This window comes from Paenibacillus paludis, from assembly GCF_042610515.1.
GTDB lineage: Bacteria > Bacillota > Bacilli > Paenibacillales > Paenibacillaceae > Paenibacillus_AQ.
Map to the genome: position 1 here is coordinate 452,666 of NZ_JBGJZP010000002.1, position 15,803 is coordinate 468,468.

Consider the following 15,803-nt stretch of genomic DNA (forward strand, 5'->3'; position numbering starts at 1 on the left):
TATCATATGCATGTCAAGGGTTTTTACCATATAATGTAATTTATTCAGACTTTATTTTTTTATCAAAATAGGTTTGAACTATATTTTTCAGGGAAAACGCTTTAATTTGTTCACCTTCCGCCATGCTATACTTTGGGCAAAATCAGTTCTATTGGAGGGTGCTATGAACATTAGCAAAGAGGGTTCTTATTACACGCATGAATATAGAAATCTGTTCAGAGAGATTGGCTATACGGAAGAGGAGATCCAAGCAAGGCTTGAACAGGCGTGGAACGATTTGTTCTACGGGGCTCCCGATGTGCGGATCTATTATCCGGCGGACAACGATAAAGCCTATATGCTGGATACCGGAAATTCCGATGTGCGCTCCGAAGGCATGTCCTACGGGATGATGATGGCTGTGCAAATGAATAAGAAAGATGAATTCGACCGGCTGTGGCTTTTCTCCAAGGTGTTCATGCAGCATACGGAAGGACGCTACAAGGATTATTTTGCCTGGCACTGCAAGCCGGACGGCAGCCGCCTGTCCCAAGGACCCGCACCAGACGGTGAAGAATTCTTCGCGATGGCGTTGTTCTTCGCTTCCAGCCGCTGGGGTGACGGGCCGGAGCCGTACAACTATTCTGAACAGGCGAAGACGATTCTCCGCGCCTGCGTGCATAAGGGAGAACAAGGTGAGGGAGACCCGATGTGGGACCCGGCGAACAAGCTGATCAAGTTCGTTCCCGAGTCTCCTTTCAGTGATCCTTCCTACCATCTGCCTCATTTCTACGAATTGTTTGCCCGGGAGGCAGACGAGCAGGACCGCACATTCTGGAAGGAGGCTGCGGAAGCAAGCAGAGTTTACCTGCATCAAGCCTGCCATCCGGTAACCGGCCTTTCCCCGGAATACGCAAATTTCGACGGCACACCTGCAGCTCCTCAGCCCCATGGCGATTTCCGGCATTTCTTCAGCGATGCCTACCGCGTAGCGGCCAATATTGCGCTGGACTATGAATGGTTCCGCAGCGATCCCTCGCAGATCGAGCAGTCGAACCGGATTCAGCAATTCTTCCGGGACATTGAACCTGCGGATTACCGCCGATACACCATTGACGGCCATCCGTTCGAGGAACCGGCACTACATCCGGTCGGACTCCTGGCTACGCTGGCGATGGCCTCGCTCGCTGCCGATGGACCGGATGCGGAGCCGTTCGCAAGGCTCTTCTGGAATACGCCTCTGCGCAGCGGGGTCCGCCGGTACTACGACAACTGCCTGCATTTCTTCAGTCTGCTGGCCTTAAGCGGAAATTACCGCATTTATCAGCAAGAATAAAGTAAATAAAGCATTAGACTAGCCTTCAATATAAAAACAGCGGCAGCCGTGGACGAAATAAAGTCCTGGACTGCCGCTGTTTTATTGAGCTAACGTTTTCTGTTAGCGGAACAACAAAACTCCTTGTGCTACTTGATTTTACAAATTGTTCTGGCAATGCGTTAAGAGTTCCACTTTAACTACGAAATCCATTAAAGTGCCTCAGCCTTTGGATGAAATCATGAAGCTCTGCATCTTTCCAGTCCGAAAGCCGTTCATAGTACACAGTCTCTTTTTCCTTCAGCGCATCTAAAACTTTTTGTTGCCCGTAATCGGTAAGAGATAATACAACTCCCCGTCCATCATTAGCCGACGTTTCTCGTTTTACATATCCCAAAGCTTGAAGTTGTTTGACGAGGCGACTGACCGAACTTCGATCCATTGCTGTTGATTCAGCTAAAGCGGCGGCATTAGTGGCGCCATAGGAATACAGCCAGCGAACAAGATGGAAGGCAGCAGGCTGTATGGAGGAATCGAATTTAGCAGCGGCTTTTACATTTAATGCATGTGCAGAACTAATGAGAGCATTAAGCTGTTCGCCCAATTCAATCTCAAGTCTATCCCTAGGTACGTTTATCTCGTTCATTCTTATTCACCTTTCTTTAGGTCTAAATAAAACCTTTATATAGTTGACATATATCAACTAAATCAATATAGTGGATATATGTCAACTATATTTATAGGCAGGTTATAGTGATTATCCACTTTTAAAGTGTATCATAGGAAGGAGAAATGACGATGGCTAATAAAGAAAATGTTGTCATTACAGGTGCTACCAGTGGACTTGGGCAGCTTGTCGCGCTCGAATTAGCAAAACGCGGATTTGACCTTATTTTGACTGCCCGGAGTAAAGAACGCGCTGAAATCACGAGAGAACGCATTAAGGAGCAGGCACCTTCAGCGAATATTGATTTCTTTTATGGAGACTTTTCGTCAGTTAAGGACGTTTCACGGGTTGGGAGTGAAATAGCTGCCGAATATCCTAAAATCGATGTGCTGTTGAACAATGTGGGGATTCATGCTTTTAAGCCTCGCATCACCCCCGAGGGTCTTCCTGAGATGATTACCGTCAATTATTTCGCTCCCTGGATTTTAACACAGATTCTAAAACCTTCCCTGCAAAACTCGAGCCATGCCAGAGTTGTCAATGTTGCCTCTGAAGCTTCACGCCGTCACGGTATATTGAAGCTACCAGAGGATTTAACAGATACAACTCCCTTTACCGCTCGCGGCTCATCCCCTGTCTATGGAAAAACCAAATTATTAAATATTATGTTTTCGGCTGAACTTGCGCGGAGGTGGTCAGGAACGGGTATTAGCGTAAATGCACTGAATCCTGGATTTAATGTTACCGGACTCGGACGAGAACTTTGGTTCGCCCCCGTACTCGAACGATTGTTGAAAGCCCTGCGCCTGGGAGATCCGCGAAGAGGAACCGATATTATTACCCGATTAATTGTTGATCCGGAATATCTAAATAAGACGGGTGGATACTTTAATGTCGGAACAGGACAATCCATTGAGCCAGTCTCTCCCGGAGGAGATGATGCCATGCAGCGCAGGTTGTGGGAAAGCACAGAAAAATTATTGAGAGAAAAGGGGTTTCTGTAGCAATTCAACAAAGACAGCCGATCGAAATGACTGGCTGTCTACATGTCGTGTTTGAACTATCGTGTCCCGCTATTTTGATAATCTACGGAGAAATTTAATCCACTTGGGTTCGTATGCTTCGCTAATTGGAATCCCTGTATAATATCTATTATAAGGGTCCATTTCCCATATCTTTAAGAGCCCCTCGGGAACTTCATACTTAAATATGGGAGAGCTAGGGTTTGCCCTATAATAAAATTCATTACATGCAACACAGTACAAAATCTGCGATTCACCGGAGGAATATGCATAAATACTAAGCTCAGTGCGACAGGCTTCGCATCGACGTATTCGATTGCGGTTTAGCCAATCAATAAAAAACTTCAAAGTATCATCTCCTGCCGTAAAATAAGGAATATCCAACGCATACTAGTATCCCGTTAGATTAGCCCTAACTTTTCCATAATCGAGTTTATTAAATCTGTTTTGGCATGGGAATACGTAACTTAATGCTGAATGTATCCTGGTTTAAGCCATAACACGTCATATCCCATATTACTGAGTATTTCCAGCCCATCATTAAACTCAATTCTGTTTGATCCATTCCACCCATTTTCCAAACCATATAAAACAAACTGCTTAACTATTCCTGGGTAATGTAAATTAAAACCTTCAATATCACCCGAGGTTATTTTCTTTAAGTGAACACCAACTAACAGAGGGCTTCCCGAAATCGGGTCATCCCATGTACAAAAGTGGAAGGAACATGTTATGTTCTTCAGTTCCTTTAATGATATAGAAAGAGTGATTTGACATGCACCTTGGTGGTATTTTTGCTTAATAACATAAACGTATTTTTTATCTCGAACATTGATTTCCCTTGTGCTTTTCTTCATATTATCAGCACCTATTTGAAATTTGCAGTCGTTGAACGTCCTCAGTTAGCTTCATAATCGTGTATCAATACGCTGCATTTTCTTGACAAGCAGCTATCCCGAACAGATATATCCAAAACTTGTTTTGCTTGGCATGTAGTATGGCAGCGGGCTTATCTGCAACACATCGGCTCCGATCATCATGAATAGCTTGGCGAACAGCATGCCTTCGCCGAAGAGCGATTGGAACTTACTGTGTTTCTATAGTTTGAATAGGCTGGATTAGGTTCCGTTGGAATCTATTATAGTCCTCCAATACCGCAAGATCGAATTTCAAACTTGTAAGGTAGATGTAAGGCAAATCGATAGCTCAGGCCAGCCTGGCAGGATAAGATTGGAACAAATGAAAAAAGAATTTTTAAAAAGGAGAATCGAGATGAGGCTGTTTGAACTGTTGCTTTTTTTGTCAAACATCGGCTTGTTTGCATTAACAATCCTATTAAAAAAAGGAAGGCGTAGAATTCCAGTATTCGTTGCAAGCGGGATCGCCACACTTCTACTGGTCATTCATTGGACGGTGGAAGGATACAGAGTTCAGCTATTCCCCCCATATTGCATAACGATCATTTTTTTAGCCATTTCAGGTTATAGCTATTTTAAAAAAACCGGCAAAAAAAAATCCCACGATTCATGTTGGGTTCAGCTTATACCGCTATAGCGATAATGCTGGTCGTAACAGCGGGTCTCATGTATGCTTTTCCTGTATATAGACTACCTGAACCGACAGGCGAATTTAAGGTAGGAACGCAAACTTTTCATTTCGTGGATACAAATAGGGAAGAGATTTTCGACGAAGCCAGAGATGGTAAGAGAGAATTGATGGTTCAGGTATGGTATCCGGCTCAAGCTGGCAACGGCAAGTACGCTCCCTTTATTCCCGATACCCAGATTTTACGTTATATGTCCGCGAACTATGGCCTTCCCGGGTTTACTTTTCAACACCTGAAGTACGTATCCAGTCATGCTTATTCGGGGGCCGAAGTTTCTTCGGCACAGACTTCATACCCGCTGATCCTTGCGAATCCCGGCTTCGGCTCTTCCAGGTTCCTCCACACGTCGCAAGCCGAAAATCTCGCGAGTCACGGATATATCGTGGCAGTGATCGACCACACCTACAATACATTTGCAACTGAGTTTCCGGACGGTCGAATCACGACCAGCACAACCAACGACTTATTCTCGCCCGACCATGATTACCGGACGGAAAGCGGAAATCGCGACAAGTTGGGAAAAGTTTTAACCGGCGATGTGGCGTTTGCGCTGGACCAATTCGAACTCATCCAATCGGGGCAGATTCCAAGTCATCTAAAAGGGAGGATTGATCTCGGTCATGTCGGGGTGTTCGGTCATTCCATCGGCGGAGCGACGGCCTATGACGCTTCTTACGATCCGCGAATCGAGGTTGGAATAGACTTTGATGGAGGGCTTTATCGACTGCGTGACAGAGAGGGTCTGCGAAAGCCGTTTTTGTTCATCAACTCGGAAAGCGAATTCGAAAAATTAAAAATGGTGATGGATAACCGGGTCTACACGGATGCAGAGCTTAACCGTATGGGCTCAACAAGAGAGTGGGAGGATCAAGTAACGAAAGATAAAAAGTTGGAGCTTGAACGGATGCGCGAAACGGTCAACGAAGGGGGACAAGTCCTCTATATCGACAATACGGAGCATTTGAATTTTGCCGACGTACAGTTCATTACTCCGATTTTCAAAATGCTGGGCGCTACAGGAAAGATTGCGCCCGAAAGAGCGAACTCCGTTATCAATACCTATATGCTGGATTTCTTCGATATGTATCTGAAAAATCAAAGCGGAATCTTAATGAAAGGACCGGATAGCCGCTTTCCGGAAGTGAAGTTCGTAACCTCGCTATTATAATCACGGAACAGGCTATCGATTTTGATATACTCCCCTTCAATTAGACAGGTTTAATAAATAAACCGCTACTTGAAGGGGAGTTTTCCTTTGTCTAAAAAGAACGAACACAACTCTCAGATTGGGTGAAGAAGGGGAAGCGAAAGCTATGAGCAAGGGGCGGTCTATCAATTATCAGGAACGAATAGACATTGTTCTTTACTGTCTTGCCCCTCCATCCATTTATAAGATTCTATCTTTTCATCAATCATCTTCAGGTTGTTCTTCAGTTCATTAATTTGAACAAGAACGTTTTTTTGATGGGTTTCCAACAGCTCTCGTCTTGCACTTATTGTAGCCTCTCCTTGACTTCGCAGATCAGAAAAACGCTTCATATCACTGACTTTCATTCCTGTTACCCGCAATCGGAGTAAAAAATGGATCCACGAGATATCAGTCTCTGAATACTGGCGATACCCACTTGTATCTCGATGGATCCCGTAAAGCAATCCGATTTTCTCGTAATAGCGCAATGTGTGAACAGTAAGCCCTGTCATTTCAGAGATTTGTTGAATTGTAAAAAAATTAGGTTCCATAAATATTATTATAGCACATCAAAAAAAGCCATTGCTTTAGAGTGCACTCTAAAGTGTAACATTTAATTCAAGTTACACAGAGGAGGAATAATATATGTCAAATGAACGTTATACACGTGGTTGGGAAAAACTAATGCAAATAGATGGTGAAGGAGGAAAACGTGTTATTGAGTCAATGAGGGACATTGCTCCCGACCTGGGAAAGTACGTTGTTGAATTTGCATTTGGAGAGATATACTCAAGGGAAGTGCTTGATCTCAAACAGCGTCAGCTAATAACGGTCGCATCGCTTACAACACAAGGCGGATGTGAGCCACAGCTAAACGTGCATATCAACGCAGCTCTCAATGTAGGACTTACACCCAATGAAGTAATTGAAGCGATTATGCATTGCATTCCCTATACTGGTTTTCCAAGAGTTCTTAATGCCGTTTTTGTTGCCAAAGAAATTTTTGAGGAACGGAATTTGAAAATTGTGAACTAAAACCTGATTTTGCATCTTTTCAATGTTGGAATCAGTTCCAATAAAATTAATTCAGACAAGTCATTAGCATCTTCAATTCTTGCCTTCCTTACGTTTATATCCATACACTCATCTCCAACGATTTTTTTGTCATTGAATTATTAATACGAAAAGTATGCTAAACTTAGGATCACCAAAAATCCCCTCGACCTGAGGGGATTTTTTCTATTGCAATGCATTGCGTCTCTCCTAACATTTCCTACAAACGCTAATGATAGATGAAGATGACGGAGAGAACGGCGTCTTATCCCAATCAGCATATTGATGTTCGACGCGAAAGCCGTGACGGGTTAATAAAGAATGCAGCGTATCCTGATCCGTGAACCGACAAGCAATTCGGGAAATCGTCCGCTTATCCCCCCAATCACGCATCGTGACCCAATGCATGACATGATTTCTAGCGTCGTAACATTGTGTGCCTGATACCTTGACGTTATTCCCATCCTTATCTATGAATGATCCCCATTCTGTCTCCTCTTGATCGGATAAATCCGTTCCCTCCGGATTACGGGTCTCGAATGCAAAGATTCCATGGGGTTGTAAATGTTTGTGAACGGTCGTGAGCAAATCAATTTGATCTTGATCACTTATGAATGCCTGAAATGCATTACCAGTCAAATAAATCATTGAAAATCGCTTGTCCGATTCGAAGGTACGGGCATCACCTTCCATAAAAGTAACAGTCAACCCTTCCGCCTTCAACCGCGCATATGCGAGCATCGCTGAAGAGATATCTACACCAGTCATCGTTATGCCGGCTTTCGACAGGGGTATCGTTGTTAAGCCTGTACCACAAGCAAGCTCTAATACTTCCCCAGGACTCGATCTAGCAAGCTCAAGATAGAACTGATATTTGTCAATTTCACCGTCAAATTCAAGATCGTAATTTACCGGATCTTGATATTCTTCAAGATTGCTATGTTCAATCAACGCCATTCCCCCTTTCATATTGTAAGACCTAGACAAAATAGTCACTGATGAGAAGCAGCAGCTTGGTCAGCCTTCACACAATCAATTGCGACAACGAACGCAATCATGATTGCCTCCATCTCCTCATTCAATATTTGAATCTTGTAGCTATCGCCCCAAGTGAACCACTCCTTGTTCACTTCGCCTATGACTACTCCATGCTGTAAGACCTGAAAATCCATGTCCCACCAATTACCATGTACCTCTATGTCAGCCGAATCAATCGTATAGCGTGCTTTAAAGAAAGAAAACTCCTTCTTAATCGTTAACACCTCTCGACCATTAACCTCAACAAAAAACTTCGGTAAAAAACTGAACACCTTTTTCGTAATAAGTGCGACTTCATCTCTTGTTGTGTTCATAATGGAGAACGTCTTTGGAATTTGCATAAAACTGCCCTCTACATAATAAACATCCTCCTCCTGCTGATTCTTTACCGTAAATTTTCCACTTAGACTGAATACTTTCTGCTTTATATAAAGCTGCTTCATCCCCCGCCTCCTTCTCCTCCACAATATAAACCAAGTATATCAAAGATAGGTTATTCAACTATACTGCCCGTTCGGTTAAAAAAGGCAGCCGATCGTCGTGACCGGCTGCCTCCACGTCATTATTAGGTTATCGTTCTCCGTTAGAGTTCAATGTAATTCAAATCAAAATCGTTGCCTAGATTCCCTTAAAACAAAGAATCGCCCTATTCACGGGAATCATCCTTCAAGTTAAACTTCAACCTCTATCCAAGATATGTTAACAATGTTTTTAATGGATTTCCAATTTGCACATCCATTTCACGCTCAACTTTTTCAGCAGTTTCAACCATGGATAATTGAGCGACAGAAATGGTCTTGTTGGGGTCAGAGACAAGCAAACCCTTTATATAGTTTGATACTTCATTCACATACTGCTCCTTCTTTCCTTGCATTATTAGCTCGAAGGTATTCTCAATGACTTGAACATCAATATTAATTGGTTTTGCGTGTGTGGTTGCAAATTCATTAAGCCGTTTCATGGTTCCTTCGACTGTTGCTGGATTAGTAAATAGTAGCATCTGTGGCTTTGTTATATTGCAAACGTGATGGATAAATGGCTCATCAATTTTTATTATTGGGACTGATGTCTTAAGTTGTTCTTCGTTGAGAATAGCAATGTAATTAGTACATGTAATTAGAATTGCATCAACATTCGTATTTGCTATCCATTCAATCTGCTCATTCACTTTGTTTTGGGCTTTTGTTAAATCGAAATTTTGATCTGACGCAATTCTGCTCATTAATCCAGGGTCTACAAAGTGTACTAATTCCAAATCATTTGAAGCAATAGCTTTTTGAATATACTCAATATTTGAGTAGTGGGCATGCAAACAACCAATCTTCTTCATATGATAACCACCCTACTTTATTTCCTCTTACACTACCAGTTTATTGTTTTTTTCTTCAGAAACAACTTGCTATACAATCCTGCCCTATAGTGAATAAGCGGGGGATCTTAGAGCAATTAATTCTAGCTTGCTTTTTCAGCGCTTTTGTTGAAATTAAGTGGAGAATTCATCAATAATTTCTACTACTTCGATTTCCCCATTAATCAGCAGCTCAGGAAGTTCGTTATTTACATTGCCTTTCCAATATTCTCTGGCTTGTTCGATTTTTCGGGAGAAAGCAATTCCATCTTCCTTTGGTAAAAGATTACCGTCTCCTTCAAAGATATTCCCAGTAACCCGAAGTTTAACGATCTGCAAAACATTTCGATGATAAGAATCAAAAAGTTCTTTCCATTTCAGAGCGTCTTCATAGCTCTTAGCAGCGTATAAGCAAGACAACCGTGAAGGATATTCAGGATATTCTTGCAATCTGACCATTTCAACTATTACTTCTCTAGTAGCTCTGATTGTTTGTTCCGCATATCTAATAACTACATCTGCATTCTCTTTATCCAACTTAAAGCCGTCATTTGTATAATGACGGTGTAATATTTGAATAAAGTCTTCACCTTTGGAATTCATCTGTTCCTTCTCAAAAAAGAAGTGATATAAAGTGTTTTTTTGGTTTTTGTCAAAGCTAATTATCTGCCCAATGTCCATTTTTCTTCTCGTGACAATGTGATAAACATACAATTTGCTTCTTTCCATGGACTGCCCCCCATTAATCATTGTTAGCATAAGTAAATTCGGAATTTACCAGCATTATCCTGCCTGTTAGCTTAATTATGGGTCCCGAAAGTCCATACATTTAGGAAATACGTCTCGATTCTTTAGTCCTCTAAAATTTGCACATTCTTAGCTGTCCAACGCTGAGAATCAACCATACTCGGGAACTCGAATAGGTCGAACGCAACTTTTTGACCCTCTTTAAGAAACCGAAAGCCGTTCGGTAGCCTAATAGGGTCTGGTCGTATTTCGCTAAAGTGAACAAACACATGGTTATCGTCCTGCCCGTCTAGCATTATCCGTCCGTAACCTTTATCTTCTTTGAACCATTTGACAATACCACATCTTCTTTCCGCCATTTAAGCACCTCCTCTGTCACTTTATTAAGTATCATAAAGATTGAGTTTTTTGCCCAAGCGGTGAATAAAGCAACCACTTTTTCATTAACGTTTCCTGTTAGTGCTTCGCTGTACTATACATAATGTGTTCCCATCGCATTGAGTGAGTTACCTCATTTTATTTTTTTCGGGAACCCATATACGAAAAGTATCATACCGAGGAACGTAAGGATTGGCACAAAGATATTATCGAAGAAGCCTGTAATATGAGTTTCAGGCAGGGCATCGAACATATTCGCTTCGTATAACACTACAATTTCTTGACTACGAGCTATCAAAGAGCCCACACGTTCAATAGCATAGATTACTCCAGCGGAAATTAGAAAGGATGCACCTAGTTTTCTGTATAAGTCGTTGCCCATGAAATATTTGTTGCCTCCTCTATTTTTTGTTGATTACTTGTCCCATCATTCCACTTTACCACATTGTTCCATTTACTGAAAATTAGAATAATGCTAGTGATTTAACGCTATAGAGCTACAAATTGTAACTATCCTGCGATGAGGGACTTCACTGCTTACTAGGGAATCCGTGTCTCTTCGCACTCCAAGCGATAATCAATGCAACAAGTAGCAGGATCAATAGCGCCACCGGAAAAGACTGAACTCCAACATGCTCTAGCAACGCGCCACCAACAATTCCTCCGCCAGCGATGGCCAAATTCCATACTGTGGTATTTATCGGCATTGCGATATCCACGCCTTCTTCACCGCTTGCATTAGCTTGGGCGGTTTGCAGCAACGTGGCAGCACCGCCGAAGGTCAGTCCCCATAACACAACTGCTGTATAGACAATCGGTGCTGATGTGCCGCCCACCCATAGGGCAACGGACACAAGCACAAAACCAATTAGGCTGATCAATACAAGAGGGCGTAGCATACGGTCAATTAACAGTCCGACAATCCAGATGGAGATAAGTGCGGCTATTCCGAAGACCAGCAAGACAAGATCGACACGCTCTGAGAGTCCGATTGGCTCGAGAAAGGGTGAGATATACGTATATAAGATATTGTGTGCCAACATCCAGGTAAACACCACTATAAGAATTGAACGTAAGCCGGGCATAACAAACACTTGCCTAAAGGTCATTCTTTGATTTGTAGTTTGCCCTGAATAATCCGGAACTTTCCACAGCACCCAACCAATTAAAATAAGAGTGAGAAGAGACATGAGTCCAAAAACGGCACGCCAACCAATCAGGTCACCGAGCATGGTGCCCAATGGTACTCCGAACGTAAGAGCGATTGGAGTTCCCACCATCGCAACTGCCAAAGCACGTCCTTTCAAGATCTCTGGCACCATCCGCCGTGCGTAACCGGCGATCATCCCCCATGCGGCGCCGGCAGCCATACCGGCGAAGAAACGAGCGATGAGTGTCAACACATAACTGGCCGACAGAGCGGTGACGGTGTTAAATACCAAGAATACCGCTATAATGGCGAGCAACAGCGGACGGCGCCTAAACCCGCTGGTAAACATGGCGAACGGAATTGCGGCCACTATGGAACCAATCGCATAAGAAGTTACCAGTTGACCAGCCAACCCCTTAGAAATATTTAGCCCTTCTCCTATTAGTGGGAGTAGCCCCGCCGGAATGGTTTCAGTAAGAATGCAGATGAATCCTGTCATAGCAAGCGCCAGCAGAGCAAGCCAGGGAAGCTTAACAGAAGCGTCGGCAGATTGAAGTTTACCCGCGGATGATGAACGTTGGGACAATTTTATTTCCTCCTTAAGATGCATTTGTGGATCAATCATTCCATATATTAATCATAACACATTCACTTGTCAATTATTTATGGATCGAATAGTATAGAATTAATTAAGGAGGTTATCTTATGCCACGAACGGGACGCCCCCGATCATTTAATCGAGACGAAGCGGTTGTTGCCGCAATGATACTGTTCTGGGATTATGGCTTCGAATCGACTTCACTTGCTCAGTTGCGCGCAGCAATGGGAGACATATCTGCGGCGAGTTTTTATGCAGCATTTGAATCCAAAGAAATGCTGTTCCGCGAAGTAGTGAAACATTATATCTCAACTTATGGACAGGTTTCAGAAAGTTTCAGGGATACAAGCATAACATCGAAGGAAGCTATTGAGCAGGGATTAAGGCGATCGGCACAAATGCAAACAGAGAAGTCCCACCCATTAGGCTGTCTTCTAGTTTTGTCTGATGTATCCTGTTCTCCCGAGCATAAACACATACGAGAGATGCTCTCCAAGGAGCGTGAGAAGGTCCGCAGTTGGCTACACGATTGTATAGACAGGGCCGTAGCAAATGGTGAGTTGCCTGATTCCACGGATGTTTCCATGCTAGTCACCTTATTTGACACCTTTCTTCGAGGAATCTCGACACAAGCCCGGGACAATGTTCCATACGAGTCAATTGACTCTGCCATTAATCAACTAATGAGCGTATGGGAAATATTATCCGTTAAGCCAAGTGCTCAGGAGACTGTTTGAGCAGCGGCCGCGTCATTTCTTGTTACCTATCTCAGTGACACTCAATGAATTGGTTGATATCATACAGTCTTCAGTAGTCCATGTGCATCTCATATTGTGCAAAACAAAGACTAACAGCCTCCTGATAAATGGGTTGCTGTTAGTCTTTGTAACTGCCTATTATTAAACTAATCTGCCAGTTAGTTTAACAAAAGCAGCCGATCACGTTGATCAGCTGCCTTCTTGTTATTATTGAGCTAACGTTTCCCGTTGCTCGGAAAGCTATCGGGAAATGCAGCGAAAAAGTTAATCATTTCATCGGTTATATTCCATCCGAACGCACTAGTTAGAGCGGGATCCCTGAAAAATGCATTTGCAACGGTATAGTTCAATTTCGCATCGTAGCACACATAACAAATATCTCCACTACTACCTGCAGGCTGCTGAAGGTTCAACGCCATTGTCGTTGCGTGCGCGGAGAAATCCACCTCACTAAGCCGAAACGTTTTCAATTCAGGATAAAGGCTCGACGTAAAATGAAGTTGCATCTGTTGCAAATCATATATCAGACTGAAAGCAGTATCTTTCCGCCGAACCGCTTGTAAAGTTTTCAGCATGAATTTGAGTCGGTCATTCTTGAAAGCAGGGAACCCACCAGTAAGATGAGCCGCCCCTTCCACAAAACGTTCCATGGAGTTGTATTCGTAATCGCTGTACGTGCCCCTCCAGCACTCATCTACGTCTTCCAAGTCTCTTATCGCCTCGGAATAGGGTGTGTTCGCCATAATTGGAAACGGCAAACTGTCGCTTTTGTATACACGCATGGTTCCGTCTATAAATTCGAATATTGCGCAATCACCAGTGCGGTCAGCTATCATATAATGCAACCGTGACATCGGCTCTACAATTCGGACCAGTGAAGCCGCTAGTTCTGCTTCTTTCACCGTGGCACAAGTATCAAGTAGCAATTGGATCCACTGTAGCTCACCGATCGCAGGTAATTCCTCGTCATTCGAATAAGTAGATTGCCATAGTGTCGTCTGTTCCACTACGAGACCTGCTTCGTTGAAACCGCAGTTAGGCATTTCTTTGCCAACTTGCGAGACGGTCAGACTTCCGTATCTAGAAATCCATTTTGCTGGCTGATTTGGCGGTTGCACTAGTGCGCTTTTGGCAACACCACGCTTATTCGTGAATATGTACACTCCTGCGTAAGGAATATCCTGATTCTTTGCAAGCAACCGGGTTCCATCCCCGCCGAAGTAAATTGCAGTACTCATGGTCGGTTCCTTCCCATTTCCAGCTTCATTTCGAGTTCTTCAACCTGTCCCGCATCAAGCTCAGCTAGTACGATATCAAATATCCAGTCGATTCGTTCGTCATTCTGCTGAAGTGCGGCAGCAATTCTTTCTAGGCGATGCTGGTCAGCCTTCTCCTTAAGAAGCTTCTGTTTTTTTTCTCTATAAGGTTCAATATCTTCTTCATCAGCCCTTTCCTCTACAAGCTGTGCCACCTTTTGCTCCACTAATAGGATATGGAGTTCGATTTTCCCCAAAGGCGTCATTGGTTTTGCGAAATTGCTGTTATCTACGAATATAGCTCCATCCACACCAAAATAATCGGCGAGCGCCTGTAGCCGTTCTTGTGGAATCGGCCGGCGTTTTTTAATCCAATCGGAAAACTGCTGCGGTGTAATCTGAAGCTGACGGCCAATGCCTGAATAGGATTGTTCGTTAATCATGACCATATATTCCAACACTGTTTTGGATTGGACCTGTTCATGCTTATTCATGCAATCACTCCTCGACGTAATTTATGTCTATACAATATCTCAAGACATATTTTATGTCAATAGAAACGACATAATTTATGTCATTTGGATGACAAGAATATCCTTTCCTATCTTATTTTATCAGCTCGGGTAGTATCTAATGGGTTGAAAAGCCAAGAATATTTAGAAAAATCTCTAAATACCACTACTCAAACAAAAGCACTAATGACTTCTGACGAAGCAGCACAATACATGGGAGTTTCATTAGAAGATTAGCCATACAATATGCTTAATAAATAATGGCTTAAGAGAGCTCCCAGCATAAATAACCGCATTTTTAGACAATGCGGTTATTTTCATGTCCAGAATCAACATTGTACTTAAACATAGCCAAAAATTTAAATAACCGTGATTCTCTATAATCGAAGCTCGATCTATACTTCTCCCCAAAATATCTCAGTTTCATAATCAAATAGAACGATACCATCCTGATTATTCCTATCAAATAGATTTCGCAGTTCCGTCATCATCGGATTGTAATTCGGATGCCCGGGTACAGGGCTGTAGGAAGATGATTGCAACCGGCCTCTCAAGCCCTCGAAATCGAACTCCTGACTCATTCTGAATCGCACTTCATGCATCGTACCTTCCTTGAAAAAAGAGAGAAGCATCGTCTGAGAAATATTTTTATGATTGACTTTTTCGTAGTCTGTTCCGTATGTATGAAGCAGTTGATCGTACTCTTCACGAAATGAAGTACCGTTTGTAAGACGGGAATTCCAGATTAGTATTACTCTCCCGCCCGGCTGTAGAATTCTACGGAACTCGGTTTGCGTTGCTAAGCGATCAAACCAGTGAAACGCTTGTGCGCAGACAATAAACTCAACCGACTGATCAGGTAATCCAGTAGATTCTGCAGAACCTGATATAGTCTGAAAGTTCGGATTGCTTTCTAACATTTGCTCGGCGGCTACCCGCATTGCCTGATTCGGCTCGACCGCGGTCACATAGCTTCCGCGTTCCAGAAGTAGCTTTGAAAAGATTCCTGTACCTGAACCGATGTCTGCTATTTTACTGTTCGAACGCAAACCGACGAAGTCGTACAAATAATCAACAGCCTCTTTCGGATAGCTCGGGCGGTACTTCAAATATGAATCGACCCGGTTCGAAAATCTTTCTCTATTGTTCATCTCTTGTCACTCTCCCAGTATTTCATTAGTTTCATA

At 43.0% G+C, this 15,803-nt stretch carries 17 protein-coding genes and 2 pseudogenes; 5 read left to right on the forward strand and 14 right to left on the reverse strand.

Translation table 11 applies throughout. The features are described 5' to 3' along the window. Nucleotides 1-163: 163 nt before the first annotated feature. Nucleotides 164-1,315, forward strand: coding sequence for a family 8 glycosyl hydrolase (locus tag ACAN56_RS05380; RefSeq protein ID WP_379140976.1), 1,152 nt, complete (start codon nt 164-166; stop codon nt 1,313-1,315). 175 nt (nt 1,316-1,490) lie between these two features. Here ACAN56_RS05380 and ACAN56_RS05385 read toward each other — a convergent pair whose 3' ends face one another. Continuing rightward, nucleotides 1,491-1,940, reverse strand: a complete 450-nt coding sequence (locus tag ACAN56_RS05385; protein ID WP_379140979.1) for a MarR family winged helix-turn-helix transcriptional regulator — start codon at nt 1,938-1,940, stop codon at nt 1,491-1,493. Nucleotides 1,941-2,092: 152 nt separating this feature from the next. On the opposite strand from ACAN56_RS05385, the gene ACAN56_RS05390 reads away from it, so the two are divergent. Next, nucleotides 2,093-2,965 carry an SDR family NAD(P)-dependent oxidoreductase gene (locus tag ACAN56_RS05390; RefSeq protein ID WP_379140981.1) on the forward strand — a complete coding sequence of 291 codons (873 nt, stop codon included), beginning with the start codon at nt 2,093-2,095 and terminating at the stop codon, nt 2,963-2,965. A gap of 485 nt (nt 2,966-3,450) precedes the next feature. Here ACAN56_RS05390 and ACAN56_RS05395 read toward each other — a convergent pair whose 3' ends face one another. Then, nucleotides 3,451-3,840 (reverse strand): hypothetical protein, encoded by a 390-nt coding sequence (locus ACAN56_RS05395; RefSeq protein ID WP_379140983.1) that lies wholly within the window; start codon nt 3,838-3,840, stop codon nt 3,451-3,453. Between the two features lie 415 nt (nt 3,841-4,255). On the opposite strand from ACAN56_RS05395, the pseudogene ACAN56_RS05400 reads away from it, so the two are divergent. After that, nucleotides 4,256-5,757: pseudogene (locus ACAN56_RS05400) on the forward strand (alpha/beta hydrolase family protein). A 164-nt stretch (nt 5,758-5,921) separates the two neighbouring features. On the opposite strand, the gene ACAN56_RS05405 reads toward ACAN56_RS05400, so the two are convergent. Both ACAN56_RS05405 and ACAN56_RS05410 read right to left on the reverse strand, forming a co-directional pair. Then, on the reverse strand, nt 5,922-6,143 hold the full coding sequence (locus tag ACAN56_RS05405) for a hypothetical protein (protein ID WP_379141409.1): 222 nt from the start codon (nt 6,141-6,143) through the stop codon (nt 5,922-5,924). A 36-nt stretch (nt 6,144-6,179) separates the two neighbouring features. After that, a pseudogene (locus ACAN56_RS05410) lies at nt 6,180-6,329 on the reverse strand (MerR family DNA-binding transcriptional regulator); the annotation flags it as partial. Between the two features lie 94 nt (nt 6,330-6,423). Here ACAN56_RS05410 and ACAN56_RS05415 point away from each other — a divergent pair. After that, entirely contained in the window at nt 6,424-6,813 is a 390-nt protein-coding gene (locus tag ACAN56_RS05415) for a carboxymuconolactone decarboxylase family protein (RefSeq protein ID WP_038595249.1), read from the forward strand. Between the two features lie 228 nt (nt 6,814-7,041). Here the strand turns inward: ACAN56_RS05415 and ACAN56_RS05420 are convergent, their stop codons facing one another. The 7 genes from ACAN56_RS05420 to ACAN56_RS05450 all read right to left on the reverse strand — a co-directional run bounded on the left by ACAN56_RS05420 (nt 7,042) and on the right by ACAN56_RS05450 (nt 12,078). Beyond that, a complete protein-coding gene (locus ACAN56_RS05420) occupies nt 7,042-7,782 on the reverse strand; it encodes a class I SAM-dependent DNA methyltransferase (RefSeq protein ID WP_379140986.1) in 741 nt (246 codons plus the stop codon). A 41-nt stretch (nt 7,783-7,823) separates the two neighbouring features. Further along, nucleotides 7,824-8,312: an LURP-one-related/scramblase family protein gene (locus tag ACAN56_RS05425; protein ID WP_038595251.1), complete on the reverse strand. Its 489-nt coding sequence runs from the start codon at nt 8,310-8,312 to the stop codon at nt 7,824-7,826. Between the two features lie 242 nt (nt 8,313-8,554). Next, on the reverse strand, nt 8,555-9,199 hold the full coding sequence (locus tag ACAN56_RS05430) for an aspartate/glutamate racemase family protein (protein ID WP_038595253.1): 645 nt from the start codon (nt 9,197-9,199) through the stop codon (nt 8,555-8,557). A 153-nt stretch (nt 9,200-9,352) separates the two neighbouring features. Further along, the gene (locus tag ACAN56_RS05435) at nt 9,353-9,946 is read right to left on the reverse strand and encodes a DUF2441 domain-containing protein (protein WP_038595255.1); all 594 of its coding nucleotides are present in this window, start codon (nt 9,944-9,946) and stop codon (nt 9,353-9,355) included. 122 nt (nt 9,947-10,068) lie between these two features. Continuing rightward, nucleotides 10,069-10,323, reverse strand: a complete 255-nt coding sequence (locus tag ACAN56_RS05440) for a cold-shock protein (protein WP_038595257.1) — start codon at nt 10,321-10,323, stop codon at nt 10,069-10,071. A gap of 152 nt (nt 10,324-10,475) precedes the next feature. Then, the gene (locus ACAN56_RS05445) at nt 10,476-10,724 is read right to left on the reverse strand and encodes a hypothetical protein (protein ID WP_038595260.1); all 249 of its coding nucleotides are present in this window, start codon (nt 10,722-10,724) and stop codon (nt 10,476-10,478) included. 148 nt (nt 10,725-10,872) lie between these two features. Continuing rightward, on the reverse strand, nt 10,873-12,078 hold the full coding sequence (locus tag ACAN56_RS05450; protein ID WP_038595262.1) for an MFS transporter: 1,206 nt from the start codon (nt 12,076-12,078) through the stop codon (nt 10,873-10,875). A 119-nt stretch (nt 12,079-12,197) separates the two neighbouring features. Here ACAN56_RS05450 and ACAN56_RS05455 point away from each other — a divergent pair, with 119 nt between their 5' ends. After that, nucleotides 12,198-12,827: a TetR/AcrR family transcriptional regulator gene (locus tag ACAN56_RS05455; RefSeq protein ID WP_379140993.1), complete on the forward strand. Its 630-nt coding sequence runs from the start codon at nt 12,198-12,200 to the stop codon at nt 12,825-12,827. A 236-nt stretch (nt 12,828-13,063) separates the two neighbouring features. Here the strand turns inward: ACAN56_RS05455 and ACAN56_RS05460 are convergent, their stop codons facing one another. From ACAN56_RS05460 to ACAN56_RS05470, 3 genes are all read right to left on the reverse strand, one after another. After that, nucleotides 13,064-14,086, reverse strand: coding sequence for a linear amide C-N hydrolase (locus tag ACAN56_RS05460; RefSeq protein WP_379140995.1), 1,023 nt, complete (start codon nt 14,084-14,086; stop codon nt 13,064-13,066). Beyond that, nucleotides 14,083-14,598, reverse strand: coding sequence for a helix-turn-helix domain-containing protein (locus ACAN56_RS05465; RefSeq protein WP_038595267.1), 516 nt, complete (start codon nt 14,596-14,598; stop codon nt 14,083-14,085). Before ACAN56_RS05465 ends, ACAN56_RS05460 begins: the two co-directional genes overlap by 4 nt. Before the next feature lie 413 nt (nt 14,599-15,011). Next, complete coding sequence (locus ACAN56_RS05470; protein ID WP_038595269.1) at nt 15,012-15,767, reverse strand: class I SAM-dependent methyltransferase; 756 nt, start codon at nt 15,765-15,767, stop codon at nt 15,012-15,014. Between the last annotated feature and the right edge of the window lie 36 nt (nt 15,768-15,803).

Bases quoted from the DNA above. Each gene is read 5' to 3' on its own strand.
- ACAN56_RS05470 (WP_038595269.1), bottom strand. From the start codon at position 15,767: ATGAACAATAGAGAAAGATTTTCGAACCGGGTCGATTCATATTTGAAG.
- ACAN56_RS05455 (WP_379140993.1), top strand. From the start codon at position 12,198: ATGCCACGAACGGGACGCCCCCGATCATTTAATCGAGACGAAGCGGTT.
- ACAN56_RS05465 (WP_038595267.1), bottom strand. From the start codon at position 14,598: ATGAATAAGCATGAACAGGTCCAATCCAAAACAGTGTTGGAATATATG.
- ACAN56_RS05405 (WP_379141409.1), bottom strand. From the start codon at position 6,143: ATGAAAGTCAGTGATATGAAGCGTTTTTCTGATCTGCGAAGTCAAGGA.
- ACAN56_RS05430 (WP_038595253.1), bottom strand. From the start codon at position 9,199: ATGAAGAAGATTGGTTGTTTGCATGCCCACTACTCAAATATTGAGTAT.
- ACAN56_RS05390 (WP_379140981.1), top strand. From the start codon at position 2,093: ATGGCTAATAAAGAAAATGTTGTCATTACAGGTGCTACCAGTGGACTT.
- ACAN56_RS05415 (WP_038595249.1), top strand. From the start codon at position 6,424: ATGTCAAATGAACGTTATACACGTGGTTGGGAAAAACTAATGCAAATA.
- ACAN56_RS05380 (WP_379140976.1), top strand. From the start codon at position 164: ATGAACATTAGCAAAGAGGGTTCTTATTACACGCATGAATATAGAAAT.
- ACAN56_RS05395 (WP_379140983.1), bottom strand. From the start codon at position 3,840: ATGAAGAAAAGCACAAGGGAAATCAATGTTCGAGATAAAAAATACGTT.
- ACAN56_RS05460 (WP_379140995.1), bottom strand. From the start codon at position 14,086: ATGAGTACTGCAATTTACTTCGGCGGGGATGGAACCCGGTTGCTTGCA.
- ACAN56_RS05445 (WP_038595260.1), bottom strand. From the start codon at position 10,724: ATGGGCAACGACTTATACAGAAAACTAGGTGCATCCTTTCTAATTTCC.
- ACAN56_RS05425 (WP_038595251.1), bottom strand. From the start codon at position 8,312: ATGAAGCAGCTTTATATAAAGCAGAAAGTATTCAGTCTAAGTGGAAAA.
- ACAN56_RS05440 (WP_038595257.1), bottom strand. From the start codon at position 10,323: ATGGCGGAAAGAAGATGTGGTATTGTCAAATGGTTCAAAGAAGATAAA.
- ACAN56_RS05385 (WP_379140979.1), bottom strand. From the start codon at position 1,940: ATGAACGAGATAAACGTACCTAGGGATAGACTTGAGATTGAATTGGGC.
- ACAN56_RS05435 (WP_038595255.1), bottom strand. From the start codon at position 9,946: ATGGAAAGAAGCAAATTGTATGTTTATCACATTGTCACGAGAAGAAAA.